The sequence below is a fragment of the Brevundimonas sp. FV1ye29L genome, assembly GCF_058681095.1.
In genome coordinates, this window is sequence record NZ_CM178730.1 from 2,662,779 (window position 1) to 2,687,273 (window position 24,495).

The window sequence follows — 24,495 nt, forward strand, 5'->3', positions numbered from 1 at the left end:
TCCGGCGCCATGAAAACCGTAGTCCTTGCTTCCGTGCTTTCCGCCCTGGCCGGCGCCGCCTCAGCCCAGACCGGCGCCGCTGTTGACCCGGCGGTCCTGACGCCCGAGCGGGTCTTCGCCAATCCGTCGCTGAACGGGCCGGTGGCCCAGGGAGTCAGCCTCTCGCCCGACGGCGAGCTGGTCGCCTTCCTCAGGGCCCGGCCTGACGATGTGCAGGTGCTGGATCTCTGGGCGGCGCCGACCGGGGCGGGCGAACCGTTCAAACTGGTCGACGCGCGGGCCCTGGTTCCCGACGCCGGCGAACTGTCGGAGGCCGAGAAGGCGCGGCGCGAGCGGATGCGGATCTCCCAGCGCGGCGTCGTCGAATATTCGTGGGACGAACAGGGCCGCTATATCCTGACCCCGCTGGAGGGCGACATCTATCTGGCCTCGCGACCGGCGGCCGGAGAAACCTCCGGCGCGGTGCGGCGGCTGACCACGACCGAGGCGGACGAGATCGACGCCAAGGTCAGCCCGAAAGGGAACTATGTCTCCTTCGTGCGCGACCAGAACCTGTATGTCATCGACCTGGCCAGCGGCGCCGAGACGGCGGTCACGACCGAAGGCCGGGATCTGATCACCTGGGCCACGGCCGAGTTCATCGCCCAGGAGGAGCTGGACCGCGACACAGGCTACTGGTGGAGCCCGGACGAAAATTACATCGCCCTGCAGCGCACCGATGAATCGACCGTCGACGTCATCCCGCGCCTCGACATCACCGGCGGCGGCGCCCGCACCATCCAGCAGCGCTACCCCCGCGCCGGGCGGCCCAATGCCGTGGTCGAACTGTATGTGCAGGACCGCGTGGCCGGATCGCGGGTCAAGGTCGATCTGGGCGCCGATGCCGACATCTATCTGGGCCGGGTGAACTGGTCCGACGACGGCAAGACGCTGTACGTCCAGCGGCTGAGCCGCGACCAGAGGACGCTGGATCTGCTGTCGGTCGAACCCGCCACGGGCGCCAGTCGCGTGATCGCCAGCCAGACCTCCGACGCCTGGGTCGCCCTGACCAACGACTTCAAGGCGCTGAAGGACGGCGCCTTCATCTGGTCGACCGAGGAGACCGGCTGGCGTCATCTGTATCTGTATGACCGCGAAGGCCGCCGCCTGCGGGCGATCACGCGCGGCGCCTGGCCGGTCAAGGGCCTGAACGGCGTCAATCAGGCGACCGGCGAGGTCTTCTTCACCGCCTCAATGAAGGACGGCGAGGAACAGCCGATCGAACAGCAGATGTTCCGCACCTCCCTGCGCCGCGCCGTGGCGCCCGTGGCCGTGACCCCGGCCGGGGGCTGGTGGGGCGTCTCGATGAACCGGACGGCGACGGCCTATGTCGGCAACTATTCCGACCTGACCACCCCGCCGCAGTCGGGCCTGTACCGGGCCGACGGGACCTTCGTCCGCTGGATTGAGCAGAACGAAATGAAGGACGGCCACCCCTACTGGCCCTATGTCGATCGCCGTCAGGAGCCGACCTTCGGCACGCTGCAAAGCCACGGCGAGACCCTGGTCTGGATGATGACGACGCCTCCGGGCTTCGATCCGTCAAAACGCTATCCGGTGGTCATGCAGGTCTATGGCGGGCCGTCGGGCGGCGGGGTCAAGAAGGGCTGGCAGCCCGCGACCAGCCAGTTGCTGAACGAGGCCGGCTATATCGTCTTCCGCCTCGACAACCGGGGCGAGGGCGACCGGTCCGCCGCCTTCAAACAGGCGCTCTATCTGAAAATGGGCCAGCCCGAGGTCGCCGACCAGCTGCTGGCCGCCGACTACCTGCGCACCCTGCCCTATGTGGACAGCGACCGGATGGCGGTCATGGGCTGGAGCTATGGCGGCTTCATGAGCCTGATGATGGGGACCGAGCCGAAGATGGGTCTGGCCGCCATTCTCGCCGGGGCGCCGCCGACCGAATGGAGCCTGTACGACACCGCCTATACCGAACGCTATATGTCGACGCCCGAGGCCAATGTGGACGGCTATGCCGCGTCGGACGTCATTCCGCGTCTGGGCGATATGACCGGGCGGCTGCTGCTGATGCACGGCATGGCCGATGACAATGTCATTCTGGAAAACTCGACGAGGGTCATCGACGCGCTTCAGGCCCGGTCCATGCCGTTCGAACTGATGCTGTATCCCGGCCAGCGCCACGGCGTGCGCGGCAACGACCGCCAGCTCCAGCAATGGCGGACCTACCTCGACTTCCTCGACCGCACCATCGGCACCCGGTCGCGGTAAAAAAACCCGTCCTCCCCATCGCCTCTTCGCGATGGGGAGGTGGCGCGGCGCATCTTCGCGCTGTGACGGAGGGGGCGACGCGGTAACGGCCATGACGGGACTTCATCGTCCTCGACGCCGTCGCCCCCTCCGTCTCCTCGCTCCGCTCGGATCCACCTCCCCATTCGCTGCGCGAACGGGGAGGACGAGGCCGCATCGTGCTCTTGCCGGGCAATGATGAAAGGCGGCAAGGTGCTTTTCTTGCCTTCGGCGCGGAACGACTCAACCGATGAGACCCCCCTACATCGCCGCCTCGGCGGCCCTGCTTCTTTCCGCCTGCGCCACGCCGTCAGCCATGCCGGTGGATCGCAGTATGCCGCGTGCTCCGGTCATCATACCGAACATCCCGCCAGTCCCGCAGGTCGCCAACTGCGCACCCGCATCGATGCACCTCCAGAGATGCATCAGCGGCCCCATCGCCGAACTCAATTCGGTGATCCGGTTGGCGGACGAAGGCACTTATTCTTCGTGGCGACAGGCCCACCCTCGCGGGATGGAAATCCTCCTTAAGGACAATATCGAGACCAGGGACATGCCGACCACGGCCGGGTCGCTGGCCCTCGCCGCCAATGCTCCCGGTCGCGACGCCCCGTTGGTCACCCGCCTGCGCGAAGCCGGCTTCCTGATCCTCGGCAAGACCAATCTGTCGGAGTGGGCCAATATCCGCTCGTCCAACTCAATCAGCGGCTGGAGCGCGGTCGGGGGGCTGACGCCCAACCCCTATGATCCGAACCGCACGGCCTGCGGATCCTCGGCCGGCAGTGCGGTGGCGGTGGCGGTCGGTCTGGCCCCGGTCGCCATCGGCACCGAGACCAATGGCTCCATCACCTGCCCGGCCTCGGCCAATGGCGTCGTCGGGTTCAAGCCGACCGTGGGTCTGGTCAGCCGCACCCATATCGTGCCGATCAGCCATTCCCAGGACACCGCCGGCCCCATGACTACGACGGTCGAGGACGCCGCCATCGTCCTGACCGCCATGGCCGGCTCCGACCCCGCCGATCCCGCGACGGTTGAGGCCGATGCGCGCAAGGTCGACTATCGTGCGGCGCTGGATGCAGGTTCGCTGAACGGCGCCCGCCTCGGCGTCATGCGGTTCGCGCGCGGCTATTCGCCCGAGACCCTGGCCGTGTTCGAGGAGAACCTGACCAAGCTGCGCGAGGCCGGCGCCGTCCTGGTCGACATCACCGAGGGGCCGGATCTTCGCACCATCGGGGCGGAATCGTTCAAGGTGCTGATGTATGAGCTCAAGGCCGACCTGAACGCCTATCTGGCCTCCACCAACCCCGAGCAGGTGAAGACCCGCACCCTGGCCGAGGTCATCGCCTTCAACGCCGCCACCCCCGCCGAGATGGAGCTGTTCGGTCAGGAACTGTTCGAGATGGCCGAGGCCAGGGGCGATCTGACCACGCCGGAATATGTCGAGGCCCGCGCGACCTCCTTCCGCCTCGCCGGCCCCGAGGGCATCGACCGGCTGATGGCGGAAAATACCGTCATCGCCCTGATCGCCCCGACCACCTCGCGCGCCTGGACCAACGACCGCGACGACGACGACCGGGCCCAGGGCTCGACCTCGACCATCGCCGCCGTCGCCGGCTATCCCCACCTGACCGTGCCGATGGGTTTTGACCGCGGCATGCCGGTCGGGATCAGCTTCATCGGCGGCAAATGGGATGACGCCCGCATCCTGTCGCTCGGCTACGCCTTCGAGCAGAAGACCCACGCGCGGCGACCGCCGCCGATGGCTGTGGCCGCGCAATAGCGGCGCCGCGAGGGGCTCAGCCCTTTCGCAATCGGGCGGCGGTCCTTATTAGGCGGGGCGATGACCGACGCCTCCCCCTCCCCGTCGCCCGCAAAGCCCTCTCCCTTCCATTCGCTGGAGGTGCTGTGGGTCAAACACTGGACCGATCAGCTGTTCAGCTTCCGGATCGCCCGGCCCGAGGATTTCCGCTTCCGCTCGGGCGAGTTCGTGATGATCGGCCTGCCGGATCCCGACGGCGGCAAGCCGGTGCTGCGCGCCTATTCCATCGCCAGCCCATGCTGGGACGAGGAACTGGAGTTCTTCTCCATCAAGGTCCCCGACGGCCCCCTGACCTCGCGTCTGCAGAAGATCCAGCCCGGCGACCATGTGCTGATGGGCAGGAAGCCGACCGGCACCCTGGTGCTGGACGCCCTGACCGGCGGCGAGCGGCTGTGGCTGATCGGCACCGGGACGGGTCTGGCGCCCTGGCTGTCGGTGGCGCGCGATCCGGACACCTATGCCCGGTTCAGACAGGTGATCGTCTGCCACACGGTGCGCAACGTCGCCGACCTGGCCTATCGCGACTTCTTCACCTCGGGCATCCATGACGACCCGTTGATCGGCGAGGAGGCCGTCTCGCAACTGGTCTACTATCCCACAGTCACGCGCGAACCCGTCGGGACAGCCGGTCCTGTCTGGCCCGGCCGGATTACGGACCGTATCCGTTCGGGGGCGCTGTTCTCCGACCTGGGTCTGGTCGCGCCCGGAGAGGATGGCGGCTTCTCGCCCGCCAAGGACCGCGTCATGCTGTGCGGCTCCATGGCCATGATCAAGGAGGCCGGCGAGTTGCTGGAGACCTTTGGCCTCAGGGAGGGTTCAAACGCCGAACCCGGCGACTATGTGCTGGAGCGCGCCTTTGTCGGATAGTCTGTCCCCTTTCATGATTCTGGTCGACCCGCGCACGGCCCCCGAGGCCTGCGTCTCCATGGTCGAGGTGCGTCAGGGCGTCGATGCGCTGGACCGGGCCCTGGTGACCCTGCTGGCCGAACGCCAGCGCTATATGGACGCCGCCGCCCGCATCAAGCCGGGCCGCGACGCTGTCCATGATCAGGCCCGGATCGACGACGTGGTCGCCAAGGTGCTGGTCTCTGCGGAGACGGCGGGCCTTTCGGCCGACATCGCCGAGCCGGTCTGGCGCACTCTCATCGACCGCTGCATCGCCCATGAGTTCGGGGCGTTCGACCGGACGCGTGGCTAACCCTTCAGCCCCCTGAGCATCAGTTCGTGCCGCCAGGCCGCGACGTCGGACAGGGCCACGTCGAGGGCGGTGCGTACATGGTCCAGCGCCGCCGGGGCGAGGGCCTGCGCAGAAGCCTCGGCCGACTGGCACACACCGGCCAGATCGTGCGCCCCGATCCCCGCCGCTGCGCCCCGGATGGTATGGACGGCGTCGCGCCAGCCCTCGGTCCGGGCATCCAGCAGGGTCGACCACATCGCCGCCTGCTGGACGAACAGGCCCAGCACCTCCTCGGCGATGGCGTCGTCGCCGCCGGTCATCCGGTCCAGCACGGCGAAGTCGACCGCGCCAGACAGGTCGCGCCGCGACATCAGTCGGCCGCCCCGGCGGGATCCCGGCCGGCCTTGCCCAGAACCGCGTGTTTCGATGACCAGGCGAAATAGATCACCAGACCGACGACGTTCCAGATCAGGAAGCCCCACTGGGTGACCGGCTTCAGGCTGAGGAAGAAGACGATGCAGCCGATGACGCAGATCCCGGCGACCACCGGCCAGAGCGGAGCCCTGAACTTGCGCTCGCGGCCCGGCTCGCGCAGCCGCAGCACCACCAGACAGACCCCCACGGCGCAGAAGGCGGCCAGGGTGCCGGCATTGGCCAGGGACGCCAGCTCGTCCAGCGGCAGAAGCCCCGCCAGGATCGCCACCACCACGGCGGTGAACATCGTCACCAGAGCCGGCACGCCGCGTTTCGAGATCTTCGCCAGACCGACCGGCAGCAATCCGTCGCGCGCCATGCCGAGGAAGATGCGGCTCTGGCCGAACAGGAAGGCCAGCAGGACGGTCGGCAGGGCGACCACGGCCGAGACCGCGATCCACTGGGCGGCCGTGCCCTGACCCATCTGGCGCAGGATATGGGCCAGGGGCTCGGGGCTGGCGGCGAACTGGCCGACCGGAAGCGCCCCGATCGCCGCCGCCGCCACCACCATATACAGGGCGGTGCAGATCAGCATGGAGCCGACGATGCCGATGGCCAGATCCCGCTCGGGCTTCTTCGTCTCCTCCGCCGCCGTCGAGATGGCGTCAAAGCCGTAGAAGGCGAAGAAGATGATGGCCGCCGCCGCCATCACCCCGGTCTGGACGAAGGGGGCGCCGAAGCCGTTGGGCATGAAGGGGGTGAAGTTCTCGGCCTTGAACGCCGGCAGGGCGATGGCCACAAAGACGATCAGGGCCAGCACCTTGATGACCACCAGCACGGCGTTCAGGGTGGCGCTCTCCTTCGTGCCCAGCAGCAGCAGGCCCGTCACCACGCCGATGATGAAGACGGCCGGCAGGTTGATGATCCCGCCGGCATGCGGCCCCGCCGTCAGGGCCTGGGGCAGGGCCAGGCTCATCCCGCCGATGTCGAGCCCGTTCAGGAAGCCGACCGCATAGCCGGACCAGCCCACGGCCACGGCCGAGACCACCAGGGAATATTCGAGGATCAGGCTCCAGCCCACGACCCAGGCGATCAGCTCGCCCAGCACGGCGTAGGAATAGGTATAGGCGCTGCCCGCCGCCGGCATCATGGTCGAAAGCTCGGCATAGGCCAGGGCGGCGCAGGCGCAGACCAGACCCGCCAGGCCGAAGCTGACCAGCACCGCCGGCCCCGCCAGCCCCGCCCCGACCCCGATCAGGGTCAGGATGCCGGTGCCGACGATGGCCCCGACGCCGAGGGCCAGCAGGTGCGGCCAGCTCAGCGTGGCCTTCAGCCGGTCGCCGCTGTCGCGCCCCGCCTGCAGACTGCGGGTCATCGCATCGATCGACTTGCGCCGTTGCCAGAACGCCATGAACGCCACCCCTCGGAAAACCGGAACCGTCTTGCGGAACCCCTCTGATTCCAGGCGCGACCATAGCGCGCGGCATGGATCATTTGAAAGGACAGGCTTGCATCGCACGTCGCGAGCCGATATGTCCGCCCTCCTTCGTTGATCCTGCAAGGGGACAGACGAACGCGGCGCGGCCCTTTCCGGGTCACCGCCGGACGATATGGTACGGGTGATTAGCTCAGTTGGTAGAGCAGCTGACTCTTAATCAGCGGGTCGTAGGTTCGAACCCTACATCACCCACCATCGTCCTTTCCGGCATCATGGCATTGTCCTGAAGCGGCGGTCCGCCGGGCGTTGGCCCTGCCCGCCCCGCAGGGTGCGCTACTCGACGAGGCGGGAGCCGCCCGCGCGGGGGCCGACCCCGTTTGGCACGGGAACGCTGGAGCCGGAATAGTTGGCGTTGATGATCAGCGACGGCGTGCCCTGGAGCTTCATCGACCTGGCCACGACCACAGTCCAGGCGCTGTCGCGGGCGACCTCCGCGCGCCCCTCGACCACCAGGGTGGCGTCGGGGATGTAGATCACCCCCAGCAGGCGATCGACATTGTCGCTGGAGATAACGAAATCGCTGGTGTTTCCGCGCAGGGCCGCCAGCACCATTCCGGCATAGACCCCGGTCCTGCGGCCGTCGAGATCGACGGTCGACTGGTCCCTGAACTCGAATTTCGACTTTTTGTCGAACACGAGCGCAACGTCCTCGCCGCGAAGCCGGGCGTTGTCCTTGAGGATCAGGCTGCCCTTCAGGAACCAGTGCTCGCCTGGCTCCAGGACCAGCACCGCATCCCCGCCAAGGCGAAAGTGCCCGCAGTGGACGCCGGGATAGAGGCGCTGCGTCCCGGTCAGGACGTCGGGCGCGGCCACATCCACGAGGGGACAGTTGTTGTCGGGGTCCACCATCGGCAGTTCCCGGAAGGGGTCCTCGATCATGGCGGCCCCGGTGCCCGCCACCGGGCTGATATTGCCTTCCGCCGATGTCGCCGCCTGGACCTGCGAGGCGGTAATACTGCCGCCTCGCACCCTGATGTCCCGGTTGGAATGAACCAGGCATTTGGACGCCAGGATCCGGCCGGTGTCGTTCACCTCCAGGACATTGGCGCCTGTCTGACCGCTGGTCAGGACGCACAGGGGCGTCATGCCGACTGACACGGCGCGCGCCTCCGCCTGGTAGTTCCAGCCGCCGGGCGGCAGCAGGTTGCCGAAAAAGGATGGCGAATGCCCGTTCAGGACGACCTGGATGACCCGCTGCCCGCTGCGTTCCACCACCGAAATATCCCGGGACACTGTCGGCGCCCGGCTCCATTCCGTCAGATGCCCGCCGACGAAGGCGTAGGCGCGCTCGACGGCGACCTCGTCGGCGACGGCCAGGCCCAGTTCATTCGCGCCGGCCAGGGCCGCGGCGTCGGCGATGTCCTGCAGTTTCGTCCGGCTGGTCTGGACGCCGTACAGGTCAATCGCCCCGACCGCGAGCAGAACCACGGCGGGCGCCGCGAGGGCGAATGTCAGGGCGATATTGCCTCGATCATTGCGCCTGAAGACATCCAGTGCGCGCCGGGCGGCAGCCGGCCAGCACGCCGGTCTCATCATGCGGCGAGCGCGCCGAAGCGGCTCCGCAGCGCCGCCTCGGCCCGGGCGGCCCTGAGGGTGAACCGCAGCTGGTAGGTCAGGAGACGCCAGTTCAGGGGTTTGGTCACGAAGGCGGTCGCCCCCGCCCGAAAGGCGCGGTCGATGGCCTCGACGTCCTCCCGGCCGGTCTCGACCACAACGGGCAGGTGAGCCGTGAGCGGGTCGGCCCTCAGGTGCGCCAGCAGCTCGAACCCGTCCATCCGAGGCATTTCGAGATCCACCAGCAGCAGATCGTACCGGGTGTGCGACAGCGCCTCCAGCGCCTCGACACCGTCAGCCGCCACAGCGACGTCTACCGCCGCAGACGCCAGGTTCACCTTGGCGAATTCCCGCAGGATCGGATCATCATCGACAAACAGGAGGCGGGCGTCTTCGTCGAGAACGTAGAAGAAACCACTCATCACACCGCCCCCAGGTTGGGCCTCGCAGACTGTCCGACCAACGTACAGCTTAAGGGTCGGGTCATTAACATCGCGTATAACGCGAAAAACGTGGTGATCAGGGAGCCTGGACTTGGCGGGCGGACGACTCAAGACGACCGGCGGAATTGCGCGGAAAATGGTCGGGCTCGTCCTGGCGTCCCTGCTGGCGTCCTTTGTCGTGACGGCTGCAGCGTCAACCTGGATCGACCTGAACAGGCAGGCAGCGCTGGAGACCAGCCGCCTGACGCAAACCGCCCGGGTGATCGGATCCCTGGCCTCCGAAGCGGTAGTCACGGGCGACCGCGCCGAGAGCTTTACCGCGATCCGCTCCGTCAGCCAGATGCCGGGCATCAGCTATGCCCGGCTGGAATCGAACGCGGTCGGTCTTCTGGCCGAAACGGGGTCTGGATCCCGCCTGATCTCGGACGCCACCGTCGGGGACACCGGCGACCGGCTCTCGATCTGGTCAGTCCTCAGCACCGGGTCGATCCAGGTCTCGGCGCCGGTTATGAGTGCAGGCGAGCCCGTCGGCTCGATCACCCTGTTCAGCCGTACGCCCGAACTGCGCGGGCGCGTGCTGTCGACCATCTGGACCACTCTGGCGGGCGCCGTCTTCGCCGTCGCCGCCGGACTGATCGTCGCCATGCGCATGGCGCAGAAGATCAGCGCGCCGATCGTGGCCCTGGCCGGTCTGGTGCGGCGTGTCCATGACACGCGGGACTTCTCGACCGTCGTGGACATTCGCAGCGATGGCGAGGTCGCCGATCTCGTCGCCGGCATCGACACCATGTTGAGCGGCATCCGGGAGCGCGATGCGCGTATCGCCGCCCAGGTGGAGGGTCTGGAAAACGAGGTCGCCGCGCGAACCGGAGAACTGGTCATCGCCCGTGACGTCGCCGAACAGGCCAATGCGGCCAAGTCCGACTTCCTGGCCGTCATGAGCCACGAGATCCGGACGCCGCTGAATGGCATTCTGGCGCTCAGCGACATGCTGGCCAGCTCGGACCTGCCGCAGCGCCAGCAACGCTATGCGGACGTCATCTCCAAATCCGGAAAATCCCTGCTCGGCATCATCAACGACATCCTCGATTTCTCGAAGGTCGAGGCCGGCAAGATGGAACTGGAAGCCGTCGAGGTGGATCTGGCCGAGGTCGCCGAGGACGTCGCCGGGCTGTTCTACGAAAGGGCCGCCGGCAAGGGTCTGGACCTCGCGGTCTTCGCCGACCCCCGCCTGCCGGTCGTCCTGGCGGATCCGACGCGGCTGCGACAGGTGATCGGCAATCTGGTCAACAACGCCATCAAATTCACCGGGACCGGCGGCGTCTTCATCGCCATCGACCGGGATCCGCAGGACGCCGGACAGATCCGGGTGGCGGTCCATGATACCGGGCCGGGCATACCCGGAGACAAGCTACCGACCCTGTTCGACGCCTTCACCCAGGCGGACCAGAGCACGACGCGCCGATATGGCGGAACCGGGTTGGGCCTGGCGATCTGCGACCGTCTGGTCCGTTCCATGGGCGGGGTCTGGGCCCTGTCCAGCACCGTCGGGGAAGGCTCCACCTTCGCCTTTTCGGCGCCGCTGGCGGCGGCCTCGCAGGCCGGGCCGACGCCCGCTATCCGGCCGGGCGGGTCTCTGGCCGTCCGCAACCTGTCCGGTCAGACGCGGCAGGCTGTTGTGGCCTATCTGGACGCATGGGGCGTCACCCCAACAGACTCGCCGGACGGCCCCGCCATCACCGGCGCCCGGGCGTCCGGTCCGGACGCCCGGGTCGTCATCTGCGACAGCGAGGATGAGGCGGAGGCCATCGTCCTCGCCGATCCCGGGGCCTGCGTCATGGTCAAGCCCGTCCGGCTCGCCGACCTGCGGACGGTCGTGGCCCAGATGCAGGACGAGGTTCGTCCGCACCTCGAGGCCCAGGCCGTTCGTGTCGCCGCCAACACGACCTTCCCGGGTGTGCGCGTTCTGGTGGTGGACGATTCGGACGTCAATCGCGAGGTGGCCGCCGAAGCCCTTGCCAGACTGGGGGTCGAGACCTTCACCGCCAATGACGGGCAGGAGGCCGTGGAGCGGCTTCGCGCCCAGGACTTTGACCTGGTGTTGATGGACGGGTCCATGCCGGTTCTGGACGGCTTCGAGGCCACGCGCGCCATCCGGGCCGAAGAGAGTCAGACCGGCCGCCCGCGGGCGGTGATCATCGCCCTGACGGCCAATGTCATCGGCTCGGGCGCCGAGGCGTGGAGGGCCTCGGGCATGGACGGGGTGATCCACAAGCCGTTCACCCTTGAGGATCTGGTTCGGGAACTGACGCGCTTCTGCGGCGATCACGCGGTTCAGGGCGCCGCGACGGCCGCCCCGGCCGCCCCGGCTGCCGGCGCACGGGACGACGATCCGTCTGATCTGTTCGACGACGCCATTCGCGGCGAACTGCTGGCCATGGGCCGCAACGGCAGCGCCGATTTCGTCGAACGCGTCCATGCCCTGTACGCGACCAATGCGCCCCGGCGGTTGGCCGAGGTGATCGGGAGCGCAGCCGCCGGAGACGCCGACGCCCTGGCCCGTGCGGCCCATGCTCTCAAGTCCATGAGCCTCAGCCTCGGCGCTTCCGGGGTGGCGCGCGAGGCGTCCCGGATCGAAACCGCAGCCCGGTCGGGTGAGCCCGCCGCCGCCATCGAGGTGGAGGCGCTGCGATCTGTCGTTGGCCGGACCCTGACGGCCATGAGCCAGCCCCCGGCAGCGGCGGCGGCGGCCCCCCTGACCGCAGAGCAGGAACTGACCGTCGCCCTTGAGCGCGGCGATCTCCATCTCGTCTACCAGCCCCTCGTCGAACGACGGGGACAACCGGCCGGAAAGGCGGAAGCCCTGGTCCGCTGGATGCACCCTCAACAGGGCCGACTGAATCCCGCCGAGTTCATTCCGCGTCTCGAGGCCGAGGGCGGCATCATGAGGTTGACCGACTTCGTCCTGGCCCGGGCGATGGAGGACCTGCGGGACCGCCCTGACCTTCAGGTCTCGGTCAATGCCTCGGCGACCGAGTTCCAGATGCCGGGATTCGCAGCGCGCGTCGCCGCGGCCAGCCAGGCGGCCGACTTCCCGCCGCACCGTCTGGAGATCGAGGTGACCGAGACCGCGATGCTGGATATCGAATCCGCCCGTCGAACCATCGCCGAACTGCGGGACCGCGGATTTGGCGTGGCCCTGGACGACTTCGGCGCCGGCTACACCAGTCTGCACGCCCTCAGGGAGCTCCCGTTCACGACGCTGAAGGTGGACACCAGCTTCGTGGAGCGCTGCACCGCCGACACCGCCTCTGCCGCCATCATCCATGCGGTGATCGGCGTGGGCCGCGCCCTCGGGATGAAGGTCGTGTGCGAGGGCGTGGAAACCGCCCGACAGGCCGAGTTCCTGCGCATCGCCGGCGCACACTATCTGCAGGGCTACTATTTCCATCGCCCCATGGCGGCGGACGCCCTGCCTGACAACCTCGAGCACGCGGCATGAGCGACGCGAACCCCGGGAACACGACGGTTCTGATCGCAGACGATGATCCGACCCTGCGCGCCATCGCGTCCGAACTTCTGGCCGCCTCAGGGTACCGTATCCTTCAGGCCGAGGACGGCGACGAGGCCCTGCGCATCCTCGAGGCTGAGCCGGTCGACCTGCTGGTTCTCGACATGCTCATGCCCAACAAGGACGGCATCGAAACCATCATAGAACTGCGCCGGCGACGGTCCGCCGTCCGCATCCTGGCGATCTCGAGCGGGGGCAGTATGGACGTCAACAGCCTGCTCAACCCTGCCCTCACGTTCGGGGCGGATCGCGTCATGTCAAAGCCCCTGCGCATCTCGACCTTCGCCCCGACCATCGCCGACATGCTGGCGACCCCGCTTTCCGCCACAAGCCCGTTCGGCAACGGACCCGAACGGACATAAGGCTGTCGACGGAAGGCAAGGCCTGGCCTGGCGGTTTTGACTCGTCGCGGCGGCGGGGCGGAGACATAGTGGCGACCATTCTGGCGTTCGGACCTTGGCGATGATTCCTGTGGCGTTTCGGCCGCTTCTACCGGCCCTTTGCGCCCTGGGCCTCGGCGCAGCGCCCGCCCTGTCCCAGACGACCCCGTCCCGGACGCCCCTGTCCCGGACGGCGCCGTCGCCTCGCCCGGCCAGCAGCGCCTTCACCCTGACCACGGGCACCGAACGCGCGATCGAGCAGACCCGGGTCAGGTTTGATCGGGCCGATCTGTCGATCACCGTCCTGCCGGATCAGAAGCGGATCGAAGGCGTGGCCGTGCTGGATTTCACGGCGACGGGCGACCTCCGCCGGCTGCCGCTGGAGCTGGACACGGTCTTCGACGTCGCGTCCGTGGCAATCGACGGCATGGACGTCCATGCCGACAACGGCTGGAGACATGCCGACGGCAGGCTGTGGATCGACCTCGGCCGCCAGGTCCTGCCGGGACAGGCCGTCAGTATCCGCATCGTCTGGGCGGGCTCGCCGCACGAGGCGAAGAACGCCCCCTGGGACGGCGGTTTCGTCTGGTCCGCCACCCCCGACGGCAAGCCCTGGATCGCCACGGCGGTCCAGGGCGAGGGTTGCGACCTGTTCTGGCCCTGTATCGACCATCCCCAGGGAGAGCCGGGACGCGTCGACCTGCACATCACCGTCCCGTCCGGCCTGTCAGCACCGTCCAACGGCCGCTTCCTCGGCAAGGCGGACAACGACCCCGGACCGGACGGCGTGGCGACGAACACCTGGAACTGGACCGCGCGCGATCCCGACACCTATGCCGTCGCCCTGAACATCGGCCCCTATGTGGAGTTGGGCGGCGACTACCAGAGCCGGTTCGGCAACACCGTGCCGATGCGGTTCTGGCATCTGCCGACCGCCCCCGCCGGCCGGCCCGAGGCCCTGTTCGCCGAGTTTCCCCGCATGCTGGAATTCTATGAGGCGACCGTCGGCCCCTTCCCCTTCGCCGATGAGAAGATGGGGGTGGTCGAGACGCCGCATCTGGGCATGGAGCACCAGACCATCAACGCCTACGGCAATGGCTACAAGCTGGACGGGCGCGGCTATGACTGGCTTCTGCACCACGAACTGGCCCACGAGTGGTTCGGCAACCAGATGACCAACGCCACATGGGACGACATGTGGCTGCATGAGGGTCTGGGCACCTATATGCAGCCCCTCTACGCCCGCTGGCTGAACGGCGACCGCTATATGGAGGCGGAGCTGGCGGAGATGAGGAAGAGCCTGACCAACCGGTTCCCCCTGGTATCCGGCCGGGCCCAGGACTCGGGATCGGTCTACAGCGACGCCACCGGCCCGGCCCTGGACCTCTATTACAAGGGCGCCCTGGTCGCCCATTCGCTGCGTCTGCTGATCGGGGACGAGGCCTTCTTCCGCAGCCTGACGCGACTGGTCTATGACCGGCCCGATCCGCAGCCGGGCAATTTCCGGCCGCTGTACCGGACGACGCCCGACCTCATCCGCATCGTCAATGAGGAGGCGGGGCGGGATCTGGACTGGTTCTTCGCCGCCTATGTCTATCAGGCCGCCCTGCCCCGGCTGGTGCTGACGCGCGAGGGCGACCGGGCGACCCTGGCCTGGGCCGACGTCCCCGGCGACTTCCCCATGCCGGTCGAGGTCGAGGTGGACGGGCGTTCTCTGATCCTCGACCTGACATCCGGCCAGGCCAGCTTCCCCGCTCCGGAACGCGCCCATATCCTGCTGGACCCGGACAACAAGGTCCTGCGCCAGCTCGACTTCATGGACGCCTTCAAGGCGCGCGAGCGCGGCGGCGGCTGACCCGGTTCAGGCCGGGCGGACGGTGACCGACTGACTGACCAGCTCACACGTCCCCTGGGTCGTCAGGAAGGCGATGTCGGCCGCATCCCGCCCGCAGGCGATCCGCACCAGCCCCTCGATCGGCGCCAGACCGGTCGGATCGACCAGCCACCAGCCGCTGTCCAGATAGACTTCAAAGATCGCATGGAAGTCAGGCGGGTCCAGCAGGTGGGCATAGGCGCTGACCGCCCGCGCCGGGATGCCCGATGCCCGGCACAGGGTGATGCCCAGATGGGTGAAGTCGCGACACACCCCGGCCCGGTCGATGAAGGTGCGCGCCGCCGTCGTCTCGGTGTCCGAGACGCCGTGTTCATAGTCGACGTTCTCGCGGATCCAGTTCAGGATCGCCAGAACCCGCTCGCCGCCAGAGGTGTCGTCAAAGGTGCGCTGCACGAACCGGCCGAACTGGTCCGAGGGGCAGTAGCGGCTGGGCCGGGTGTAGGTCAGGACCTCGGCCGGCAGGTCGTTCCAGTCGTGCTGTGACACGCCGGAGGGCAGGCCTTGCAACACCCCGTTGTCGACTGTCGCCTCATAGATCAGCGAGACCACCCCCTCCAGATGGCCGCGCAGGGTGCGGGCGCCGAAGTCGGCGTCGACGTCTTCCTGGAACTCGACCAAGGGGCTGGTGGTGAGCCGTTCGTCCAGAATATCCTGGCCGGGCCAGTGAGCCACCTTGATCTGGTAGATGGCGTCCGTCGGGGGATCGAACCGGTACACGAGTTCTGAACGGACGCTGAGTTTCATGAGTCGCCAATGCCGCGAGCGAAGGCCCGGGTCAACGGTCCCGGGGGTCGCAGGTTCCCTTTTCGCAACTGCGAGATTTGACAGGTGCGGCGCCATGCCCTGATAGTTCTGTCTCCTTCATCGTTTTCGGGGATAGTCTCATGCTGATCGCCCTTATGTTCGCGGCCCATATGACCCAGGCAGTCCTGCCGGGCACACACAATGCGCCGCCGCCGCCGGTGCAGACCTCGGCCAGCGCTGGAACCAATCTGCGCACGCCCATGACGCCGGAAGAAGAGGCGGCGCCGGAACGCGTCTGCCGCATGGAGCCGGTCACCGGCTCTCGCTTCCCCATCCGGGTCTGCCGCAGCGCCCGGAGCACGGCCGCCAACCAGGCCGAGAGCCGCGACATGCTGCGCCGCATGCAGGGCCTGCCGGAACTGCCGAACAACCTGTCGGGCCCCAAGACCGCGCCCGCCTATTGAAGCCGCCGGTTGAGTTCCGGGGCCGTAAGGCGGCGAACGCCCTACGGCTCCAGCTCGATGTCCCAGTACAGATAGTCCAGCCAGCTCTGGTGCAGATAGTGGGGCGGGAAGCGCCGGCCCGCGTCCTGCAACTGCCAGGCGCTGGGGCGATGCGGCAGGCGGCGGACGGGCATCTGGGCCTGGCCCGGGGTCCGGCCGCCCTTTCTCAGATTGCACGGAGAACAGGCGGCGACGATGTTCTCCCAGGTCGTGCGCCCGCCCTGTGAGCGCGGCAGGACGTGGTCAAAGGTCAGTTCGGCCGTGTCGCCGCAATACTGGCAGGTGAAGCCGTCGCGCAGGAAGACATTGAACCGGGTAAAGGCCGGCTTGCGGTCCTGATCGACATAGGTCTTCAGCGATATCACGCTGGGCAGCACCATCTCCATCGACGGGCTGCGGACCACCTTGTCATAGACGGACACGACGTCCACGCGGTCCTGATAGACCGCCTTGACCGCCTCCTCCCACGGCCAGAGCGACAGCGGATAGTAGGACAGGGGCCGGAAATCGGCATTCAGCACCAGGGCCGGAAAGCCGCTGGGCGGACGGGACAGAACCTGCATCAGGCCCTCCCGATCCATCGGAAAAGACATTGGGCGACCGGACTGAAGACGTGGCTCCTTCCCTGACTGTGTCCACAGCCTAGACCCGATTCGACCGACCCGCCATGACGGAAAGGGGAAGATTTGATGACGGGGGCGGGGCTGGAGCCGAAGGATGGAATGTCCGGCATGGGGGTCGTAAGCGGAAACCAGGCCGCCAACCGAAACCGGTCATTCAACCTGCGGCTGGAAAGCGGACATCGCGAACAATCGGCCCCTTGCCGTGTCCAAGCATCCACTTTTGCTCGCGACAGGAGGCAAGCGCCACTTGAAAGTGGTGGAGCGCCCGCCACAATGGCGCGAAGCGAGGGGGTAAGGCAGTGCGTGTTTCGGTACTCGTTCTGGGGTCTATGCTTGTAGCAAGTTCTGCATACGCGCAGTCCGCTCAAGTCCTTCGGGGCGCCGCTCCCGCATGGGCAACCCCCTCAACGCCAATTTCAACACCAGAGCACGTCAGCGGACCACTGTTCGTCCGTCGCCAGGATGTAGAAATCCACCTTGGCGAGCAAGGGCAAGCGCAGTACTACGGATATCGTATCAAAATACTACAGTCGAGCGCTCTTCAACTCGGAAATATATCTATTGCCTGGAACCCAGGTTCAGATGCGCCAATCGTTCATGAAATTAACCTGTTCCGCGACGATCAAGTCATCGATGTTCTGAAAGACTCATCCTTCGAGATACTACGCCGCGAAGACCAGTTGGAAATGGCAAAGCTCGATGGAAGGTTGACTGCAGTCCTTCGCATCCCCGACCTGCGGGTGGGCGACGAATTGGAGGTGAATCTCACCACTTTCGCGAACGACCCCACGCTAGGGCACAATGAAGCAGGCGTCCTGGTTCTCATGCCGAATCCGTCGCCCGGCAGGTACCGCCTGGGACTAAGCTGGGATGAGGGCCACAAGCCCAACCTAAAAATGACCGACGACATGACGGCGGCGATGGCGACGGGCCAGCGCGCAATCAATTTTCGCTTCGACAATCCGGCTGGCCTTTCGCCGCCGAAGGACGCACCGGCGCGCTACCAATGGCAGCGCGCTCTGGAATATACGGACTTCGCCGACTGGGCGGCTGTTTCGCGGCATTTCGCGCCCCTCTACGCGAGAGCCGCAACGCTTGACGCCAATTCCGCGATCAAGCGTGAGGCCAGCCGTATCGCTACCGCGCAAACGAATCCTCTCGATCGCGCGAGTGCCGCACTGAAGTTGGTTCAGCAGGACGTGCGATACATCTATGTAGGTCTCGACGGCCGAAATCTGACACCGGCCCCGGCCGATGAGACCTGGCAGCGCCGCTATGGCGATTGCAAGGGAAAGACCACGTTGCTGCTGGCGCTGCTTCACGAGCTGGGAATTGATGCGGAGGCTGTGCTTGTGAATTCAAGCGGCGCCGATGATGGCCTCGATCAGCGTCTGCCGGTCCCGCAATACTTCGATCATGTGCTTGTGCGCGCATACATAGAGGGCGCCGTCTATTGGCTGGACGGCACGCTCCCGCCAGTGGCCCTGCCGGGCGCACGACCAGTATTCCCGGTAAACTGGTTCCTGCCGCTCACTGAGCAAGGCAGTGAACTCCAGAAGCTTACATGGCAACCTGCGACCACGCCCGACGAGATAAACTTGTATGAGATCGACGCGCGCGCTGGCTTTGACGCGCCGGCGCGGATCGTTTCGACTGAAATCGTTCGCGGCATCAAAGGCTTGCAGAAGCAGGTGCAATTCTCTGCGGTATCGACCGGGCAGTTGTTGGATGTTTTCCGTCAGAGCGCCATCGGCGATGCCTGGGAGACGATCGACGATGTTCAGTGGCGCTATGATCAGGCAGCGGGCGCCAGCATCCTCACGATCAGCGGCACCAGAACGATTGACTGGGACGATCACGACGGCGGGGCGAAGTCGCTGTCGCTTCCAGGCGGCGGATTCAGCCCACCCGAGCGACGGGTGAGGGCGGCGGATCAGGACCAGACTGCGCCCTTCTACACCGAGCCGGAATACAACTGCCACGTGACTACTGTTCGACTGCCAAGCTCAACCCAGGCGAAGCAGTGGTCATCGACAGACAGCTTTGACACGCGTCTGTTTGGGCGGAACTACTACCGCGCGTGGGAACTGCGCGATGGATCTATACGCATGGTCCGTGGATCGCGCATCGAACAGCCAGAGATTGATGCGAGCACCGCGCGGCGCGATAACGAACGGATTGCTGAGTTCGACAACAGCATGGGCTGGATCTCCTTCAATCCCTCAGGACGAAGGGCGTCCGTTGGCAGCGGCGAGACTGTGCCGGCCACCTATGATTTCGACTGGACGGCCAGCGAAGTGCCGTGCGTTTCTCCAGCGAACAACAACTAGCAGCGATGCGAAGGGCCAGGCGCGAGGCGACCACGTCGCTCGATACCTCAGCGCTTCGCTCGTAGTTGCGGTGAAAAGAGGCAAACCTTCCCTGCCTCCCCTCGGGGTCCGGGTGGGCAGAGAGGCCGTTACGCCGACCCGGCCTTCACATACGCCCGCCATCCCCCCTCATCGCCCTCGCCGCTCCGGGAACCCCGGCAGGCTCCAGCCACGGGCGAGGGCGCCGGCCCGGAGGCCGAAGCCCAGCAGGGCGGCGACGACCGCCGCCGGCCAGATGGCGACGTCGGGCAGGCGCAGGACGACATAGGCGGTGGCGGCCAGGATGGCGGCGGAAATGGTGATCTCCCGCCTCAGCAGGATCGACGGCTGACCGGCCAGCAGATCGCGGATGATGCCGCCGAAACAGGCGGTCAGGGCCCCCATGACGATACAGATCAGGGGCGCGGCGCCGACGGCCTCGGCCTTGGCCGCCCCCATGACGCCATAGGCGCCGAGGCCCAGGGCATCGAGCCACAGCAGGGCGCGGAACCGCCAGTCCCTCTGGCCGATCAGCCAGATGGCCAGGGCCGCCGCCAGACAGACGGCGATATAGCGCCAGTCATTGACCCAGAAGACCGGCAGGCCCAGCAGCAGGTCGCGCAGGGTGCCGCCGCCCACGCCGGTGATGGCGGCGAAGAAGGCGAAGGTGACCAGATCGTGCTTCTCGCGCGCGGCGGCCAGGGCGCCGGTGGCGGCGAACACCGCCACCCCGGCGAAGTCCAGCGCGCCCAGCACCGCCGCCGGATCGGTCAGAACCCGCGCCGTCTCAACATCCACCAGCTGGGTCATGGTTCGCCCCCGTCATGCGCGGCTCCAGCAGAATCTCGCCGCGCTTCACGCCCCCATACCATCCCCAAAGAAGATGCGCCGCCACACTGCGGTGCGGCGCCCAGATTTCGGCGCGGGCGGCGGCGACCCGGGCGGACGGCCGCGTTTCGGCGCCATCCGCCCAGCGGATCGCCTCCTGCAGGGCGATGTCGCCGCCGGGGAAGATGTCGGTTCGGCCCTCGCAGAACATCAGAAACGTCTCGGCGGTCCACAGGCCGACCCCCTTGATGGCGGTCAGGGCGGCGATGGCCTGGGCATCGGACAACCGCTCCAGATGGGCGAAGTCGATCCGGCCGTCGCTCTGGGCCCGGGCGATCTCATGGGCGTATCGGGCTTTCTGGATCGACAGGCCGAATGTGCGCAGGGTCTCGATGTCACGGGCCAGCACCGCCTGCGGGGTGAGGTCGCCCCCCAGTCCGGCGACCGTGCGCTGCCAGATCGCCGCCGCCGATGCCACCGACACCTGCTGTTCCACGATCATGCGCAACAGGCCTTCATAGCCCCCGGCGCGCGCCCTCCACGCGAACGGCGGCGTCGCGGCGTCAGCGGCCGCCAGGGCCGGATCGATCCGGACCAGTTCGCGCCGGGCGGCGGCGATGTCATCGGCAGAGGGCGGCGCGGGCATGGCGATCTCGGTTCCCGGGGCCATTGTCGTCGACCGTCACGACGTCCCCGGGATCGCCTGACAGCCGGTTTCGTCCTATGAAACCGTTCATGTTGACCCTGAATGATCTGCTGGCTCCGATCACCCCTGATCGCTTCTTCGCCGACTTCCATGACCGGAAACCGCTGCATATTCCGGCGGGCGACGACGACCGCCGCCGGGCGCTGCTGGACTGGGCCGGGTTCAACGGCCTGCTCAACCAGACCTCGATCTGGACCGCCGCCAGTCTGAAACTGGTGCAGAACGCCGTCGCCGTGCCGGCCGAGGACTATTGCCGGGTCGTGAACACCCAGTCGGGCCCCGCCCTGCGCCCCGATCCGGCCCGGGTCGCCCTCCACCTCGCCACCGGGGCCAGCGCCGTGGTCGGCGACGTCCAGCACCTGACTCCCGAGCTCAGCCATCTGAGCGCCGATCTGGGCCGCACCTTCGCCGCCGCCGTCGGGGCCAATGTCTATTGCTCGTTTGCGGGCGTTCAGGCTTTCGGCGCCCATTTCGACCTGCATCACGTCTTCGCCGTCCAGACCGAAGGCGAAAAGATCTGGCGGCTCTATTCCAACCGGGCGGACAGCCCCGTCGATCCGATGCCCGACACCGACGACACCCGCCGCTGGCTGGAGCGCAGCCGTGGACCGCTGTCGGCCGAGGTGCATATGCGGCCGGGCGACGTCCTGTATCTGCCGCGCGGCTGGTACCATGACGCCCTCGCCCGCGACGGCGCCTCCCTGCACGTCACCTTTTCGATAACCCCGCTCTATGGGCGGATCATTTTCGGACTGCTGGAACAGGCCGCCATGCAGGATCCGGCCTTCCGGGCCTATCTGCCCCCGGCCAGCCTGGACGACGGCCGGGCGCTGCAGACCCATCTGGCCAACCTGGGGCAGCATCTGGCGCGGCTGGCCGCCCATCCGGCCTTTCGGGACGAGGTGGCCATGAGCCAGACCCGGCTGAACCCCTCGACCCCCGTCTTCGCCCTGCCTCAGCGCACCAGCCTGACAGCCTTCAGACGGACAGGGTTGCAGGGACCAAGGGAACAGGGCCCGGTCGCCCATGCCATGGGCTGGGCCTTTTCGCGGGCGGATTTCACACTGGAGGAGTTGATCGCCCGTTTCGACTTCGTGGCCGAAGCCGACATTCGCGCGGCTGTGGACAGAGCGACGGCCGCAGGCGCCCTCGTCCGCGTCTGACGGCGAGGGGCGGGATAGATAAAAAACGGGCGCGGTCTGAAAGATCCGCGCCCGTTTCCGTCCTACATCGACTCAGAGAACCTTGAGGTCCACCGCCGAGGTCTTGCCGCGCTGGGTTTCCAGCTCGTATTCGACCTTGGTGTTTTCATCGAGACCGGCGAGGCCGGCTTTCTGGACCGCGGTGATGTGGACGAAAACGTCCGCGCCGCCGCCGTCGGGCTGAACGAAACCATAGCCCTTGGTGGGGTTGAACCACTTGACCGTACCGGTCGCCATATCTGCGTCTCCGTAAACGCGCTTTGCCAGGCAGGCGCCCCGTCGGGGTCGCCCGTCAGCCCATCTGGACGCAGCTCGTTCAGGCGAAGGAGCGACACATGGGTTTGGACCCCACGCAAAATCCGGACTGCGCCCGCTTTGTCACCCGGCAGGGCCAAACGGTCAACCGGAATCGATTCGCCCGGAACGCGACTGGTCAGGCCTGGACGGCGTTTGCGGGCTTCATTCTCCGGGCGCCCGGGACCGAGCGGGCCCCATGGCGCACAGCCGGTAGGGCGCTCCGTCCAGATGCAGGTGATCGGCGTGGGCGGCGTTGTAGTCGGGCGTCAGGACCGTCGAGAACAGCCGGCAGGCGCCGTCGCGCAACACCCTCAGGAAGGCCGCGCCGGTCGCCCCTGTCGGTCCTGCCCCGTCCCAATCCCCGGCGACAGTGACCCGCCGCCCGTCGGCCAGGGCGACGCCGGCCACATCCAGCGCATTGGCCCGGGCGTGCTCGGACGGCCGCTCCGCCGCATCTGTCGATCCATAGATGCGGCGGCAGGCATAGCTGCCCATATTGTCGACCCGGGCGACCTCCGAGCCGAACATTCTCGCGGCCGAGGGGCGCAGCACCTGGCGGTCCCAGATGACGTAGCGGACCGCCAGCGGGCACTGCATGACCAGCCCCCCGGGCGACAGCGGCGTCACATCCCCGCCCGTCAACCGGACGCCCCCCCGCACCACGCAGAAGCCGCCGTCGTCGCGGTCTTCGGCCCGCTCCACCTCGACGCCCGCCGCCCTCAAGGTCGCCATACAGGCCTCCGTCGCCCCGGCCACAGCCTCGGGCGCATCATCGCGGCCGACCTCGAAGTCGGCCACCTTGGCCGCAGTCGCGCTGCCGACCGGACGGTTGAGGTCCAGCGGCTTCCAGAACAGGTCCTGGGGCGGGGCAAAGGCGTTCAGCAGGGCAAAGCCGGCGCACAGCGCCAGCCCCAGCTCCCACAACAGGTTCCAGAAGTCCGCGAAATCCCGCTTCATATCGCCTCAGGCTGGCCCCATTGGACCGCTACGGCAACGCCTGAGATCCAATCTGGTGGCGAGGACGCCGGTGGGACGTCCTATTCCCCCGCGGTCATCAACCGCTCGGCCAGCGGCGCCGTCACAGTCCGCCCGGCCATACCGCCGTTCGAGGCCACGATGGCCGCCCTCCCCTCCGCCGGCCTCGCCAGGGCGATGACGTGCCACAGGGTGTTGGAGCCCTCGTGGGCGATGATCCCGTTCGGCGCCGCGATCCAGCCCAGGGCATAGCCATCGCCGGGCAGGGCCGTCGTCAGCCGCTTCAGACTGTCGGCCGACAGCCAGGCCGCCGGTCCCGCCCCCATCATGGCCTGCAGAAACCGGACATAGTCGGCGATCGTCATATGGACCCGCCCTGCCGGCCCCAGCAGGGGCGGATTGTCTGACCAGGGCTCGGCCGGATCGACCGGGGTCTGTGTCTGGCCGGAGACCCGATGCCCCCAGGCGTTTGCCCCGCCCTCCCTATTGGCCAGCGGCGCCCCGAAGCCGGCCGAGGTCTGCGCCAGAGGCGTAAACACCTCGGCTTCGATGACCGCCTCCCAGCTCTGGCCCGTGATCCGCTCGATGGCCGCCCCGACCAGCACATAGTTGAGATTGCCATAGGCGAACCGGCCGACCGTCCCCGCCGGCGGCCGCGTCAAAACCGTCGCCAGCGCCGCCCGTTGCGTCCCGACCGGCCGGGGATCGGCATGCGCCGCTATCGGCATCGGCAGGCCGTCGGCGTCCGCCAGCCCGGCCTTGTGCCGCAACAGATCCTCGACCGTCAGCGAGGCAAAGGCCGCATCCGCCTGCGCATCCGGGAAGGCCTCGCTGAGGGGCATGTCCCACCGCGCCCGGCCCTGTTCGACCAGTCGCGCCCAGACCGCCGCCGTCATGGCCTTGGTGTTCGAGCCCAGATGCCAGCGATCCTGCGGCCCGACCGCATCGCCGCCGCCCGCCCGCCGCACCCCGCGCACCCCGGACCATTCGATCCCGGACCGCGTCACGACCGCCGCCGCCAGAGCCGGCGGCGCGCCCACGGCCGTCGTCGCTGCATCCAGCCAGGCGTCGCGCGGATCGTCGCCCCCGGCCCGGGCCAGCCCCGGCAGCAGGACGCCCGCCCCGGCGGCGGCGATCAGGCTTCGACGGTTCATTGGGGTCACAGCTGCATCCTCCCGGCTCTCGTCCTTCCAGCCCCGTCCGCACGCCCGTTCACCCAGGAAGTCGGTCATC

At 67.5% G+C, this 24,495-nt stretch carries 21 protein-coding genes and 1 tRNA gene; 11 read left to right on the forward strand and 11 right to left on the reverse strand.

Going from position 1 to position 24,495, the window contains the following annotated elements; genetic code table 11:
* Nucleotides 1-9 precede the first annotated feature (9 nt).
* The 4 genes from ACW17W_RS13040 (at nucleotide 10) to ACW17W_RS13055 (ending at nucleotide 5,303) form a co-directional block, all read left to right on the forward strand.
* Entirely contained in the window at nucleotides 10-2,268 is a 2,259-nt protein-coding gene (locus ACW17W_RS13040; protein WP_492077326.1) for a S9 family peptidase, read from the forward strand.
* A 424-nt stretch (nucleotides 2,269-2,692) separates the two neighbouring features.
* Nucleotides 2,693-4,066, forward strand: coding sequence for an amidase (locus tag ACW17W_RS13045; RefSeq protein ID WP_492080321.1), 1,374 nt, complete (start codon nucleotides 2,693-2,695; stop codon nucleotides 4,064-4,066).
* Between the two features lie 60 nt (nucleotides 4,067-4,126).
* Nucleotides 4,127-4,972: a ferredoxin--NADP reductase gene (locus ACW17W_RS13050; protein WP_492077327.1), complete on the forward strand. Its 846-nt coding sequence runs from the start codon at nucleotides 4,127-4,129 to the stop codon at nucleotides 4,970-4,972.
* 13 nt (nucleotides 4,973-4,985) lie between these two features.
* A complete protein-coding gene (locus tag ACW17W_RS13055; RefSeq protein WP_492077328.1) occupies nucleotides 4,986-5,303 on the forward strand; it encodes a chorismate mutase in 318 nt (105 codons plus the stop codon).
* Here the strand turns inward: ACW17W_RS13055 and ACW17W_RS13060 are convergent.
* Nucleotides 5,300-5,653 (reverse strand): Hpt domain-containing protein, encoded by a 354-nt coding sequence (locus ACW17W_RS13060; RefSeq protein ID WP_492077329.1) that lies wholly within the window; start codon nucleotides 5,651-5,653, stop codon nucleotides 5,300-5,302. The two genes, ACW17W_RS13055 and ACW17W_RS13060, sit on opposite strands and share 4 nt — an antisense overlap.
* Nucleotides 5,653-7,107: an amino acid permease gene (locus ACW17W_RS13065; RefSeq protein ID WP_492077330.1), complete on the reverse strand. Its 1,455-nt coding sequence runs from the start codon at nucleotides 7,105-7,107 to the stop codon at nucleotides 5,653-5,655. The genes ACW17W_RS13060 and ACW17W_RS13065 overlap by 1 nt, the downstream gene beginning before the upstream one ends.
* Nucleotides 7,108-7,313: 206 nt before the next feature.
* On the opposite strand from ACW17W_RS13065, the gene ACW17W_RS13070 reads away from it, so the two are divergent.
* Nucleotides 7,314-7,389 (forward strand) — tRNA-Lys (locus ACW17W_RS13070).
* Nucleotides 7,390-7,467: 78 nt separating this feature from the next.
* Here ACW17W_RS13070 and ACW17W_RS13075 read toward each other — a convergent pair.
* Both ACW17W_RS13075 and ACW17W_RS13080 read right to left on the reverse strand, forming a co-directional pair.
* Nucleotides 7,468-8,730, reverse strand: coding sequence for a TadE/TadG family type IV pilus assembly protein (locus tag ACW17W_RS13075; RefSeq protein ID WP_492077331.1), 1,263 nt, complete (start codon nucleotides 8,728-8,730; stop codon nucleotides 7,468-7,470).
* A complete protein-coding gene (locus tag ACW17W_RS13080) occupies nucleotides 8,727-9,170 on the reverse strand; it encodes a response regulator (RefSeq protein ID WP_492077332.1) in 444 nt (147 codons plus the stop codon). Before ACW17W_RS13080 ends, ACW17W_RS13075 begins: the two co-directional genes overlap by 4 nt.
* A gap of 157 nt (nucleotides 9,171-9,327) precedes the next feature.
* Here ACW17W_RS13080 and ACW17W_RS13085 point away from each other — a divergent pair, with 157 nt between their 5' ends.
* The 3 genes from ACW17W_RS13085 to ACW17W_RS13095 all read left to right on the forward strand — a co-directional run bounded on the left by ACW17W_RS13085 (nucleotide 9,328) and on the right by ACW17W_RS13095 (nucleotide 14,997).
* Nucleotides 9,328-12,693, forward strand: coding sequence for an EAL domain-containing protein (locus ACW17W_RS13085; RefSeq protein ID WP_492077333.1), 3,366 nt, complete (start codon nucleotides 9,328-9,330; stop codon nucleotides 12,691-12,693).
* Nucleotides 12,690-13,124, forward strand: a complete 435-nt coding sequence (locus tag ACW17W_RS13090) for a response regulator (RefSeq protein ID WP_492077334.1) — start codon at nucleotides 12,690-12,692, stop codon at nucleotides 13,122-13,124. The genes ACW17W_RS13085 and ACW17W_RS13090 overlap by 4 nt, the downstream gene beginning before the upstream one ends.
* Before the next feature lie 100 nt (nucleotides 13,125-13,224).
* Nucleotides 13,225-14,997, forward strand: coding sequence for a M1 family metallopeptidase (locus ACW17W_RS13095; RefSeq protein ID WP_492080322.1), 1,773 nt, complete (start codon nucleotides 13,225-13,227; stop codon nucleotides 14,995-14,997).
* 6 nt (nucleotides 14,998-15,003) lie between these two features.
* Here the strand turns inward: ACW17W_RS13095 and ACW17W_RS13100 are convergent, their stop codons facing one another.
* Complete coding sequence (locus ACW17W_RS13100; protein ID WP_492077335.1) at nucleotides 15,004-15,780, reverse strand: transglutaminase-like domain-containing protein; 777 nt, start codon at nucleotides 15,778-15,780, stop codon at nucleotides 15,004-15,006.
* Between the two features lie 140 nt (nucleotides 15,781-15,920).
* Between ACW17W_RS13100 and ACW17W_RS13105 the strand changes: the two genes are divergently transcribed.
* On the forward strand, nucleotides 15,921-16,244 hold the full coding sequence (locus ACW17W_RS13105) for a hypothetical protein (RefSeq protein WP_492077336.1): 324 nt from the start codon (nucleotides 15,921-15,923) through the stop codon (nucleotides 16,242-16,244).
* A 41-nt stretch (nucleotides 16,245-16,285) separates the two neighbouring features.
* Here ACW17W_RS13105 and ACW17W_RS13110 read toward each other — a convergent pair whose 3' ends face one another.
* The gene (locus ACW17W_RS13110; protein ID WP_492077337.1) at nucleotides 16,286-16,846 is read right to left on the reverse strand and encodes an HNH endonuclease; all 561 of its coding nucleotides are present in this window, start codon (nucleotides 16,844-16,846) and stop codon (nucleotides 16,286-16,288) included.
* A gap of 359 nt (nucleotides 16,847-17,205) precedes the next feature.
* Between ACW17W_RS13110 and ACW17W_RS13115 the strand changes: the two genes are divergently transcribed.
* Nucleotides 17,206-19,236 (forward strand): DUF3857 domain-containing protein, encoded by a 2,031-nt coding sequence (locus tag ACW17W_RS13115; protein WP_492077338.1) that lies wholly within the window; start codon nucleotides 17,206-17,208, stop codon nucleotides 19,234-19,236.
* A 168-nt stretch (nucleotides 19,237-19,404) separates the two neighbouring features.
* Here the strand turns inward: ACW17W_RS13115 and ACW17W_RS13120 are convergent, their stop codons facing one another.
* Both ACW17W_RS13120 and ACW17W_RS13125 read right to left on the reverse strand, forming a co-directional pair.
* The gene (locus ACW17W_RS13120; protein WP_492077339.1) at nucleotides 19,405-20,064 is read right to left on the reverse strand and encodes a trimeric intracellular cation channel family protein; all 660 of its coding nucleotides are present in this window, start codon (nucleotides 20,062-20,064) and stop codon (nucleotides 19,405-19,407) included.
* Nucleotides 20,042-20,728: a DNA-3-methyladenine glycosylase family protein gene (locus ACW17W_RS13125; protein ID WP_492080323.1), complete on the reverse strand. Its 687-nt coding sequence runs from the start codon at nucleotides 20,726-20,728 to the stop codon at nucleotides 20,042-20,044. The genes ACW17W_RS13120 and ACW17W_RS13125 overlap by 23 nt, the downstream gene beginning before the upstream one ends.
* A gap of 89 nt (nucleotides 20,729-20,817) precedes the next feature.
* Here ACW17W_RS13125 and ACW17W_RS13130 point away from each other — a divergent pair, with 89 nt between their 5' ends.
* Nucleotides 20,818-21,951 carry a JmjC domain-containing protein gene (locus ACW17W_RS13130; protein ID WP_492077340.1) on the forward strand — a complete coding sequence of 378 codons (1,134 nt, stop codon included), beginning with the start codon at nucleotides 20,818-20,820 and terminating at the stop codon, nucleotides 21,949-21,951.
* A gap of 72 nt (nucleotides 21,952-22,023) precedes the next feature.
* On the opposite strand, the gene ACW17W_RS13135 is transcribed toward ACW17W_RS13130, so the two are convergent.
* From ACW17W_RS13135 to ACW17W_RS13145, 3 genes are all read right to left on the reverse strand, one after another.
* Nucleotides 22,024-22,227, reverse strand: a complete 204-nt coding sequence (locus ACW17W_RS13135) for a cold-shock protein (RefSeq protein WP_492077341.1) — start codon at nucleotides 22,225-22,227, stop codon at nucleotides 22,024-22,026.
* 222 nt (nucleotides 22,228-22,449) lie between these two features.
* Entirely contained in the window at nucleotides 22,450-23,244 is a 795-nt protein-coding gene (locus tag ACW17W_RS13140; RefSeq protein WP_492077342.1) for an extensin family protein, read from the reverse strand.
* Between the two features lie 80 nt (nucleotides 23,245-23,324).
* Complete coding sequence (locus ACW17W_RS13145) at nucleotides 23,325-24,416, reverse strand: serine hydrolase domain-containing protein (RefSeq protein ID WP_492077343.1); 1,092 nt, start codon at nucleotides 24,414-24,416, stop codon at nucleotides 23,325-23,327.
* Nucleotides 24,417-24,495: the final 79 nt, after the last annotated feature.